This is a genomic window from Microbacterium sp. B24, assembly GCF_000333415.1.
GTDB lineage: Bacteria > Actinomycetota > Actinomycetes > Actinomycetales > Microbacteriaceae > Microbacterium.
This window is the reverse complement of sequence record NZ_BADB01000128.1, coordinates 1-10,366: the sequence shown is the minus strand read 5'-3', so window position 1 is coordinate 10,366 and position 10,366 is coordinate 1. Positions and strand designations below refer to the sequence as shown.

At 70.2% G+C, this 10,366-nt stretch carries 10 protein-coding genes; all 10 read left to right on the top strand.

Features of this window, described 5'->3' with window-relative positions; genetic code table 11:
- The coding region (locus I5I_RS02870) for a glucoamylase family protein (RefSeq protein ID WP_036316273.1) at nucleotides 1–642 on the top strand (642 nt) is incomplete at its 5' end.
- 30 nt (nucleotides 643–672) lie between these two features.
- Nucleotides 673–1,308, top strand: a complete 636-nt coding sequence (locus tag I5I_RS02865) for a TetR/AcrR family transcriptional regulator (RefSeq protein WP_036316272.1) — start codon at nucleotides 673–675, stop codon at nucleotides 1,306–1,308.
- 224 nt (nucleotides 1,309–1,532) lie between these two features.
- A complete protein-coding gene (locus tag I5I_RS02860; RefSeq protein ID WP_036316271.1) occupies nucleotides 1,533–2,795 on the top strand; it encodes an extracellular solute-binding protein in 1,263 nt (420 codons plus the stop codon).
- A gap of 5 nt (nucleotides 2,796–2,800) precedes the next feature.
- Nucleotides 2,801–3,754, top strand: a complete 954-nt coding sequence (locus I5I_RS02855; protein ID WP_036316268.1) for a carbohydrate ABC transporter permease — start codon at nucleotides 2,801–2,803, stop codon at nucleotides 3,752–3,754.
- Between the two features lie 12 nt (nucleotides 3,755–3,766).
- Nucleotides 3,767–4,633, top strand: coding sequence for a carbohydrate ABC transporter permease (locus I5I_RS02850; protein WP_036316264.1), 867 nt, complete (start codon nucleotides 3,767–3,769; stop codon nucleotides 4,631–4,633).
- A 32-nt stretch (nucleotides 4,634–4,665) separates the two neighbouring features.
- Nucleotides 4,666–6,549: a glycoside hydrolase family 3 protein gene (locus I5I_RS02845; RefSeq protein WP_036316259.1), complete on the top strand. Its 1,884-nt coding sequence runs from the start codon at nucleotides 4,666–4,668 to the stop codon at nucleotides 6,547–6,549.
- 46 nt (nucleotides 6,550–6,595) lie between these two features.
- Complete coding sequence (locus I5I_RS02840; RefSeq protein ID WP_036316257.1) at nucleotides 6,596–7,726, top strand: LacI family DNA-binding transcriptional regulator; 1,131 nt, start codon at nucleotides 6,596–6,598, stop codon at nucleotides 7,724–7,726.
- A gap of 94 nt (nucleotides 7,727–7,820) precedes the next feature.
- Nucleotides 7,821–9,236: a ferredoxin reductase family protein gene (locus I5I_RS02835; RefSeq protein WP_036316254.1), complete on the top strand. Its 1,416-nt coding sequence runs from the start codon at nucleotides 7,821–7,823 to the stop codon at nucleotides 9,234–9,236.
- A gap of 19 nt (nucleotides 9,237–9,255) precedes the next feature.
- Entirely contained in the window at nucleotides 9,256–9,792 is a 537-nt protein-coding gene (locus I5I_RS02830; RefSeq protein WP_036316253.1) for an FMN-binding protein, read from the top strand.
- On the top strand, nucleotides 9,789–10,366 hold a 578-nt coding region (locus I5I_RS02825), incomplete at its 3' end, for an FAD:protein FMN transferase (protein ID WP_051039450.1). The genes I5I_RS02830 and I5I_RS02825, both read left to right, overlap by 4 nt.

Here is a 10,366-nt window from a genome sequence, read left to right as displayed (position 1 = left end):
TTCGTTCCCAGTTGGGGCGGCAGCATGTTCGAGTCGCTCATGCCCGACCTGTTCATCCCGGAGGCGCAGTGGGGTCCTCGCTCGTGGGGTCTGAACCACCCCATCACGGTGGAAGTGCAGAAGGAGCACGGTCTGAAGGACGCGAAGTACGGCTACTGGGGCTTCTCGCCCGCCAGCGATCCCTTCGGGGGTTACTCCGAGTACGGCGTCGATCTGGCCGGAATGCGCAGCGACGGCTACACCTCCGACCGGGAGAAGACCGACGTCGACATCGACCGACCCGGCTGCCACACGGGCACCAACCCCTCGCCGACCTTCGGCGACGGCGTCGTCACGCCGCACGCGTCCTTCCTCGCGCTGCCGTACGACCACAAGGGCGTCATGGACAATCTCCGCAAGATCGAGCGGAAGCTCGGCGCCTACGGGCCCGGTGGCTTCTACGATGCGGTCGCCGTCAAGAGCGACACCATCGCGAAGCGGTATCTCTCGCTCGATCAGTCGATGATCATGGCCGCGATCGGCAACGAGCTGACCGGTGATGCGCTCAAGGGCTACGTCGTCGACGACGCGATGGAACGGAACCTCCGGCCGGCGATCGCGCAGCAGGTGTTCGGCTCGTCGTGGGGGCGTCCGCATCACTGAGCCGTAGCGTGGATGCCGGGGAGGATTCTCGTGGCATCAGACACCGGTGACCGGGTAGCTCCCTCGCATGCGCGGGGGAGCTACCCGAAGGGGCAGGCGCGGCGCCAGCAGATCGTCGACGAGGCGGTGCTCGTGTTCGGCCGCTCGGGCTCAGCGAGCGGGTCGCTGCGCGAGGTCGCCAAGCGGGTCGGGCTGACCCCCGCGGGCCTCTTGCACCACTTCGCCTCGAAGGAGGAGCTGTTCGCCGAGGTCCTGCGCCAGCGCGACGAGCGGGTGCGCGCCGCGGCGGGGGAGCCCGCCGCGCACGGCCTCATCGACCAGGCGGCGAAGGTCGTCGCATACAACCAGACGACACGTGGCCTCACCTCCCTCTACTCGACCGTGGTGGCGGAAGCGGCCGACCCCGACCATCCGCTGCACGACGATTTCGCGAGGCGCTATCGCGAGCGCGCCGCGGACACGGCGGCGCTTCTGCGCGCAGGCCAGCGCTCCGGCGAGATCGCGCCCGACATCGATCCCGACGCGGCGGCCCGCCTCATCAGCGCCGTGATGGACGGCATCCAGCAGCAGTGGCTGCTCGATGACACCGTCGACATGACGGCCCTGTTCGACGAGTTCGTGCGGGGCTACCTACGGGGACCTCGCCCCGCGGCATCCCCCCGCTGACCCCGCCCGTCCGCCGGCCGACCCCGCCGAGCGTACGCCCCGCGAGACACCGTCCCTGCACCGAGACTGCCGCTGTGCACCGGTGTTTCGGTGCGCAGGCGGTGTCTCGCGGGCGGGCGGACTCGCGCGCGGTCGGGAGGCGGGGGCCACGTCTTGACGGAGGTTATGCGCATAAGTAAAGTAGCCGTCGACACTGATGCGGGTGTCCCGTTCGAGGAGGAACCATGAAACACGTCCGACTGGGAGCCGTCGCGCTCGTCGCCATCGGCGCACTCGCGCTCGCGGGCTGCGGCCGCGGCGGCGATACCGCCAGCGCCCCCGACGCCGCCACCACGATCGGCAGCGAGCCGGCCACGGGCACGATCACGATGTGGGCGATGGGTGCCGAGGGGGAGGCGCTGCCCGACTTCGTCAAGACGTTCGAAGACGCCAACCCCGGCGTCACCGTCGAGGTCACGGCGATTCCGTGGGATGCCGCCTACAGCAAGATCCAGACGGCCATCGCCGGTGGCACCACGCCCGACATCGCGATGATGGGCTCGACCTGGATGGCCGACTTCGCCGACGCGTTCCAGACCGTGCCGACCGACCTCGACACGTCGGGATCCTTCCCGGGCGCCGTCGCGTCGACGAAGGTGGGCGATCGGATGACCGGCGCCCCCTGGTACGTGGACACCCGCGTGCTCTACTACCGCACGGACCTCGCCGCGAAGGCCGGCTGGACGAAGGCCCCCACCACGTGGGACGAACTCAGCCAGATGGCCGCCGACATGCAGTCCAAGGCCGGCGCCGAGTACGGCATCCGCCTGCCCGGCGGCAACGACTCGTTCCAGGGCACGCTGTGGATGCCGTGGTCCAACGGTGCTTCGCTCGTCGACGGCGACAAGTGGACGGTCGACACCCCGCAGATGCTCGAGGCCTACGAGTACTACCAGAGCTTCTTCCAGAAGGGCATCGCCAACCCGGCGGCCGACCGCTCCTCGGGTGCCCAGGAGGCAGACTTCGTCGCGGGCAAGACCCCGATGCTCATCGACGGGCCGTTCATGATCGGCTCGCTCGAGAAGGTCGGCGGCGCGGACTTCGCCAGCAAGTTCACCACCGCGGTGCTGCCCACGAAGGAGTCGTCGACGTCGTTCAGCGGCGGCGCGAACCTCACGGTGTTCAAGAACTCGAAGAACGCGCACTCGGCGTGGAAGCTCGCTCAGTGGCTGACCGACCCGGCCACGCAGGCGCAGTGGTACGAGAAGACCGGTGACCTGCCCGCCGTCCAGGCGGCGTGGAAGGAGCAGGCGCTGGCCTCGCAGCCGACGCTCGCCGCCTTCGGCACCCAGCTGGAGACCGCGAGGTCGGTTCCCGCCACCACCACCTGGGTGCAGGTCGCCGCCGCCGGTGATGCGGTGCTCGAGAAGGTGCGTTTGGGCACCCAGAGCCCTGCAGAGGCCATGAAGGAGCTGCAGAGCAAGGCCGACGCCCTCGGAATGGGCTGATCGAGATGACGCAGGCATCACTGGCCGCGACCGGGACGGCCGTCGCCGTCACCGGTCGCGGCCGTGGTCGCCGGCCGGGTTCGTCCCGCCGCCGGCGCCAGGGTTGGATCGCGTGGGGGTTCGCGCTCCCGTTCGTCATCGTGTTCGCGGTGTTCATGATCGTGCCGATCGTGGGCTCGTTCGCGATGTCGTTCACCGACTTCCGCGCGCAGGACATCCGCTCCCCCTTCTCGGTGGACGTCGTGGGCCTCGACCAGTACGTCAAGGTGCTGACCGATCCCACTTTCCTGAAGTCCATGGGCGTCACGGCGACCTTCGTCGTCGTCGGCATCCCCGTGACGATGGCGGTCGCCCTGGCGCTCGCGCTGGCGCTGAACTCCGGGGGCGGGCGCATCGTGTCGTTCCTGCGCGTCGGCTTCTACGCCCCGGTGGTGACCAGCATCGTCGCCGTCGCGGTGGTCTGGCGCTACATCCTGCAGCCCGACGGGCTTCTCAACAGCGCGCTCGCCCTCATCGGCATCCAGGGGCCCGACTGGCTCAACGACACCACCTGGGCTCTTCCGTCGCTGATCGCGATGGCGGTCTGGCGCAACGTCGGAACGCTGATGGTGATCTTCCTCGCGGGGCTTCAGGCGATTCCGACCGACGTGAAGGAGGCCGCCATGATGGACGGCGCCTCGGCCTGGCGGCGGCTGACCTCGGTCACGCTGCCCATGCTGCGCCCGACGCTCCTGCTCGGTGCCGTGCTCATCTCGGTGGGCTTCCTGCAGTTCTTCGAGGAGGCCTTCGTGATGACCCAGGGGGGACCGCTCGATTCGACCCTGTCGGTCGCCTATTACACGTTCAAGCAGTTCGGCTTCGGGCAGTACGGCGTGGCCTCGGCCGCCAGCTACATCCTGTTCCTCGCCATCGCGCTGCTGAGCCTGCTGCAGTTCCGGCTGCTGCGGACGAAGGACTGAGAGGACCTCGTCATGACCGTTTCCGTCACCGCGCCGCCTCGGCGCACGGGGCGCCATCGTCGGGCCTTGACCGGACGTGCCGTCACCTACATCGTGCTGATCGTCGGGCTCGTCGTCTGGATGCTGCCGTTCGCCTGGATGCTGCTGGGCTCCGTCAAGACCCAGGCCGAGATCCTGCAGCGCCCGCCCACCTGGTGGCCGCGCGAGTTCACGTGGGACAACTTCGCCCAGTGGTTCGGGCCGCTGGACATCGGCCGGTTCTTCACCAACAGCATCGTGGTGGCCCTCTTGACGGTGCTCGGCAATCTCGTCTTCTGCTCGATGGTCGGCTACGCGCTGGCGAAGATGGACTTCCCGGGTAAGAAGGCGCTGTTCGCCGTCGTGCTGGTCACCCTCATGGTGCCGGGCGTCGTCACCTTCGTGCCGCTGTTCGTCATGGTCTCCTCGCTCGGACTGACCAGCAGCTACGCGGCGCTGATCCTGCCGTTCATCACGACGCCGCTCGGGGTGTTCCTGATGCGCCAGTTCATGCTCGGCATCCCCGACGAACTCATCGAGGCGGCGCGCATCGACGGGGCGGGGGAGCTGCGCATCTTCGCCCGTGTCGTCATGCCGCTGTGCGGGCCGCCGCTGGCGACCCTCGGCATTCTGACGTTCCTGGCCTCGTGGAACAACTTCCTCTGGCCGCTCGTCGCTGCCCAGACCGAGAACATGTACACGCTGCCGGTGGCCCTGTCGCTGTATTCGACGGGCCAGAACGCGACGGACTACGGCCTGCTGCTGGCGGGATCGGTGCTCGTGATCGCGCCCATCCTGCTGCTGTTCGTCTTCCTGCAGCGCTACTTCATCCAGGGCGTCGCCACAACCGGGCTCAAGTGAGCCCTCGCCGACCCGCCTCGAGAAAGAGAACCATGACCCCCACGTTCCTCACCGCGCCCGACGGCACCCGTTTCCGCGACCTCAACGGCAACCAGGTGATGGATCCGTACGAGGACCCGCGCCTGAGCGCCGACGAGCGTGCCGCCGATCTCGTCGCCCGCATGAGCCTGGAGGAGAAGTGCGGTCTGATGTTCCAGACCGTCATCGAGGTGGGCGAGGACGGCGAGCTGCTGGAGACGCCGGGACGGATCTCGAAGTCGCCGACCTCGGCGGTGGTGCTCGGCAAGCACCTGACGCACTTCAACGTGCACGCGATCCGCTCCGCGCGGCAGGCGGCGGTGTGGAACAACAACCTCCAGATGCTCGCGACGCAGACCCCGCACGGGGTGCCGGTGACCATCAGCACCGACCCGCGGCACGCCTTCGTCGAGAACACCGGTGTCGGATTCGCCGCCGGGCCGTTCTCGCAGTGGCCGGAGGGACTCGGTCTCGCCGCGATCGACGACGTCGAGACGGTGCGCCGTTTCGCCGACGTCGCGCGTCAGGAATACCGCGCCGTCGGCATCCGCGCCGCCCTGCACCCGCAGATCGATCTCGCGACCGAGCCCCGGTGGGGCCGCCAGGCCCAGACGCTGGGCCAGGATGCCGCACGGGTCGCCGAGTTCACGGCCGCCTACCTTCAGGGCTTCCAGGGCGACGAGCTGGGGCCTGACAGCGTCGCCTGCACGACGAAGCACTTCCCCGGCGGCGGGCCGCAGAAGGACGGCGAGGACGCGCACTTCCCGTACGGCCGCGAGCAGGTCTACCCCGGCGGCATGTTCGAGTACCACCTCGAGCCCTTCCGGGAGGCGATCCGGCGCGGAACCGCGGCGATGATGCCGTACTACGGCATGCCGATCGGGCTGGAACGCCACGGGGTTCCGATCGAGGAGGTCGGCTTCGGCTACAACCGCCAGATCGTGACCGACCTGCTGCGCGACGAGCTCGGCTTCGACGGGGTCGTCGTCACCGACTGGGAGCTCGTCAACGACAACCACGTGGGCGATCAGGTGCTGCCGGCGCGCGCGTGGGGCGTCGAGGAGCTGTCGCCGAGCGAGCGCATGCTCAAGATCTTGGATGCCGGGGCCGACCAGTTCGGCGGCGAGGAGTGCGTCGACCTGCTGATCGACCTCGTCCGGGCCGGGCGCGTCCCGGAGGAGCGCATCGATGCCTCGGCGCACCGCATCCTGCGGGTGAAGTTCCAGCTGGGCTTGTTCGACGATCCGTTCGTCGATCCCGACGAGGCCGAGCGCATCGTCGGCAACGCGGAGTTCCGCGCCGAGGGGGAGCGGGCGCAGGCGCGCTCGCTGACCGTCGTCGTCAATCGCGCCACCGCGGACGACGACCACCCCGTGCTGCCGCTGGCCGCGGACGGCACCGGCCGCGTCTACGTGGAGGGCTTCCGCGCGGAGGACGTCGCCGAGCTGGGCGAGGTCGTGGCCGATCCGGCCGCCGCCGATCTCGCCCTGGTGCGTCTCGGCGCCCCGTTCGAGCCGCGCGACGATCTCTTCCTCGAGGCCTGGTTCCACCAGGGCTCGCTCGAGTTCCCGCCCGGGCGCATCTACCGCATGCGACGTATCGCGCAGCAGTGCCCGCTGGTGCTCGTCGTCAACCTCGACCGGCCCGGCATCCTCACACCGTTTGCGGAGTTCGCGTCGGCGATCGTCGTCGACTTCGGCAGCTCCGCGCGCGCCGTGCTCGACGTGCTCACCGGCCGCGTCGCTCCCGAGGGGCGCCTGCCGGTGGAGCTGCCCCGGTCGATGGATGCCGTGCGCGCCTCTCGCGAAGATGTACCGTCGGATACGGGTGATCCGCTGTTCGCGGTGCACTTCGGTCTCGAACTGGCGGCACGGGTGGGAGAACGCGCCGACCGGTGAGACGCACGCCAGACGCTCCGGGCCGCCGATGACGAAGGGACAGCCGATGAGTGATGCCGCTGCGCGCCGTCCGACGGTCTACGACGTCGCGCAGGAGGCGGGTGTCTCGATCGCCTCCGTGTCGTTCGCCTTCCGACGCCCCGAGCGGATCAGCGAAGCCACGCGCGAGCGGGTGCTGGCCGCCGCGCGGCGGTTGGGGTACGCCCCGAGCGCGGCGGCGCGAGGACTCGCGAACGGACGCACGGGAACGCTCGGCCTGCACGCGTTCGACCTCATGCTGGAACGGGCCGACCCGCGCGACGTCGCACCCCCGCGACCCGATGTGCGGGCGCCCTGGGACGCCGCGTCGATCATCCCGTGGTCGCAGACCGACGACGAGACCCTCGCCGATCCGCGGGCGTTCCCGCTCTACGTCGACGAGATCCAGCGCGGCTTTGCGCTGGAGTGCTGGATGCTGGGGCGGCCGGTCATGCTCTCCAGCGGGTCGGACAGCGATGTGTCGGTCGCCGATACGGCGGGCCGGGTCGACGGACTGGCCATCTTCCCGTCGCCGGTGCTGCCGACCGCTCTGCTGCGGATGCCCGCGACGATCCCGACGGTCCTGTTCAGCGTCGCTCCCGGCGACGATCCCCATCACCGCGTTCGCGTGGACAACGCCGGAGGGATGAGTGCGCTGATCGACCACCTCGTCGGCGACCACCAGTACGACGACGTCGCCTTCGTCGGGCGCCAGGAGGGCTTCGACAACGCCGAACGCTTCCGGGAGTACCGGGCGTCGCTGATGCGGTGGGGTCTGCGTCCCCGTGACGAGCCGATCGACGGCACCGTGCGCGGTCCGCATCGGATGCTCGAGCAGCTCGGCGCGCTCCACGCCCGCGGCGCGCTGCCCCGCGTTCTCGTCTGCGCCAGCGACCAGCACGCGCTCATGGCCCTCGACGCCCTCGCCGGGCTCGGCGTGCGCGTGCCCGACGACGTGGCCGTCACCGGGTTCGACGGCATCCTGGCCGGTCGGCTCAGCACGCCGACACTCACGTCCGTGCGCCAGCCGATGGAGGCCATGGGACGCGCCGCCGCACGCATCCTCGCCGGCACCGCCGGTGCGCTTCCGGAGGGGCAGACGCGCTTCGACGCCGTGTTCGCTCCGCGCCTGCTGATCCGCCAGAGCTGCGGATGTTGAGCGCCCGTGTCGCGGGGCTGTCAGATTCCTATGGATGCCGCCTGAGCCTCTGATTCTTGGCCTTGTCTCAGAGCCGGTCGACGACGCTCGACGCATGACCACACAGGCCGCCACGCGATCCACTCCGCTCATCGCCGCGCCGCAGCTCGGCATCCGCTCGCGCCGCCCGCTCTGGCGGCTGCTCGCGATCGCCGTCATCTGGGCGACGAGCCTCTTCGTCGTCGCGCTCTGGATCGCCGGTGGCGCCGTGCAGGACCTGCGCGCGTGGGATGCCGACACCCTGAACACGCTGGGGCGGATCACCGGTCTCGTCTCGGCGAATCTGCTGCTGTACCAGGTGCTGCTGATGGCGCGCGTGCCGTTGTTCGAGCGAGCCTTCGGGCGCGATGCGATCACGCGGATGCACCGCTGGGTCGGCTTCTGGTCGTTCTGGCTGCTGCTGGCGCACATCGCCCTGCTGGTGGTCGGCTACGCCGCCCAGGCCGGTGTAAACGTGATCGCCCAGCTGTGGGACTTCGTCTGGAACTACCCCGGGATGATGCTCGCGACGGCGGGAACGGGCCTGCTGGTGCTCGTCGTGGTGACCAGCATCCGCCGAGCGCGGCGTGCCATGCGCTACGAGTCGTGGCACCTGCTGCACCTGTACGGGTACCTCGGTGTCGGGCTGGCGATTCCGCACATGCTGTGGACCGGCGCCGATTTCGCCGCCCATCCGCTCGCCGAGGTGTACTGGTGGGGACTGTGGGCGGCGACCGCCGCCGCGGTCATCGTCTTCCGCGTGGCGCTGCCGCTGTGGCGCTCCGCGCGTCACGACATCCGCGTCGTCGCCGTCGAGGCAGACGGGCCGGTGGGCGTCGTGGTCCGCATGCGCGGACGCGGCTTGGAGCGCCTCGGCGCCCGCGCCGGTCAGTTCTTCGTCTGGCGGTTTCTGGGCGCACCCGGCTGGACGCGCGGAGTCCCGCTGTCGCTGGCGGCCGACCCCCGCCGCGGCGAACTCGTCGTCGCGGCCCGCATGGTCGGCGACGGGACGCGCCGGTTGGCGACTCTCCGCCGGGGCACGCGCGTGTTGATCGAAGGGCCCTACGGCGAGTTCACGGGCGAGGCACGGACGCGGCGGGGGATCGTCATGATGGGTGCCGGCGCCGGCGTCGCACCCCTCGTCTCGCTTCTCGAGGCCGAGCCGTATGCGCCCGGCGAGGCGATCCTGATCACTCGCGACCATGCGGCGGCCGAGTCGATGCGCGTGCGCGAGATCGAGCGCCTGGTCGCGCGCCGGGGCCTGCACCACGTGGCTCTGCACGGTCCGCGCCGTCGCGCCGGATCGACGTGGCTGCCGGTGACGTTCGCCGATGGGCGCGGTGCGGAGATGCTGCGGCGGATGGTGCCCGGCATCCACGATCACGACGTCTACCTCTGCGGCCCCGAGCCCTGGATGGCCTCGGTGCGTCGCGACCTGCGGGCTGCCGGGGTGCCGGCCGCTCAGATCCACAGCGAAGCCTTCGGCGTCTGAGTTCAGAGAGGACACCACCATGAAGAGAATCGTCTACGCCCTGCTCGCGACCGTCAGCGGCCTCGTGCTGCTGTTCAGCTATCGCACATCCCTTCCCGAGGACGCGGCCGTCGCCGCACCGCTGAACGCGAATCGCACGGACGCCACCCGCGTCACCCCGGCTCCGGCGTCGCCGTCGGCCGGGACCTCGTCGACCACGACGACCGCCGGCGGGTCGAGTTCGAGCTCGTCGTCGGGGGCGACCTCTTCGACGACGACCACGTCGAAGAGCGGGCTCACCGACGGCACGTTCACCGGCTCGGCGGTCAACACGCGCTACGGGGCGGTGCAGGTGCAGATCACCGTCTCAGGCGGCGTGATCACCGACGTGCAGACGCCGGCCTACCCCGATCACAGCAGCCGCGACCGTCAGATCAACCAGGACGCCCTGCCGCAGCTGATCTCCGAGACGCTCTCGGCCCAGAGCGCGCAGATCGACATGGTGTCGGGGGCGACGTACACGAGCACCGGGTACCTCGACTCGCTCCAGTCGGCGATCGACCAGGCCTCGGCATGAGCGAACCGAGCCGCCGGGCCTGGACGGCGGAGCTCATGGGCACGACCGCCAGCATCCACGTCATCGGCAGTCCTGACGCGTGCGCGGCGGCGACGGATGCCGCGGCATCCACCGTCGCGATGCTCCGCGAGCTGGAGGCGATCTTCTCGACGTACCGTGCGGACTCGGAGATCTCGCGGCTGCGCCGCGGCGAGCTGAGCTTCGCCGACGCCGATCCGCGGCTGACGGATGTCGCCGATGCCTGCCGACGACTCGAGGAGGCGACCGGCGGGCGGTTCAGCGCCTTCTGGCGGGAAGGCTTCGACCCCACCGGCTACGTGAAGGGCTGGGCGACGGATGTCGCCGCGACGGCGCACCTCCAGCCGCTGCTCGCGATGCCCGGGGTGAGCGCCGTCGGCATCAACGTCGGCGGCGACCTGAGGGTGTGGACCGCGCCCGGCGCGCCCTGGTCGTGGACCGTCGGCATCGCCGACCCGGTGCGGCCGGGGGCGGCCCTGGCGACGCTGCGGGTGCGCAACGGCGCCGTCGCCACCTCCGGCACGACTCTAGAGGATCCCCGGGACCGAGCTCGAAT

Bases quoted from the DNA above. Each gene is read 5' to 3' on its own strand.
- I5I_RS02860 (WP_036316271.1), top strand. From the start codon at position 1,533: ATGAAACACGTCCGACTGGGAGCCGTCGCGCTCGTCGCCATCGGCGCA.
- I5I_RS02855 (WP_036316268.1), top strand. From the start codon at position 2,801: ATGACGCAGGCATCACTGGCCGCGACCGGGACGGCCGTCGCCGTCACC.
- I5I_RS02850 (WP_036316264.1), top strand. From the start codon at position 3,767: ATGACCGTTTCCGTCACCGCGCCGCCTCGGCGCACGGGGCGCCATCGT.
- I5I_RS02845 (WP_036316259.1), top strand. From the start codon at position 4,666: ATGACCCCCACGTTCCTCACCGCGCCCGACGGCACCCGTTTCCGCGAC.
- I5I_RS02840 (WP_036316257.1), top strand. From the start codon at position 6,596: ATGAGTGATGCCGCTGCGCGCCGTCCGACGGTCTACGACGTCGCGCAG.
- I5I_RS02835 (WP_036316254.1), top strand. From the start codon at position 7,821: ATGACCACACAGGCCGCCACGCGATCCACTCCGCTCATCGCCGCGCCG.
- I5I_RS02830 (WP_036316253.1), top strand. From the start codon at position 9,256: ATGAAGAGAATCGTCTACGCCCTGCTCGCGACCGTCAGCGGCCTCGTG.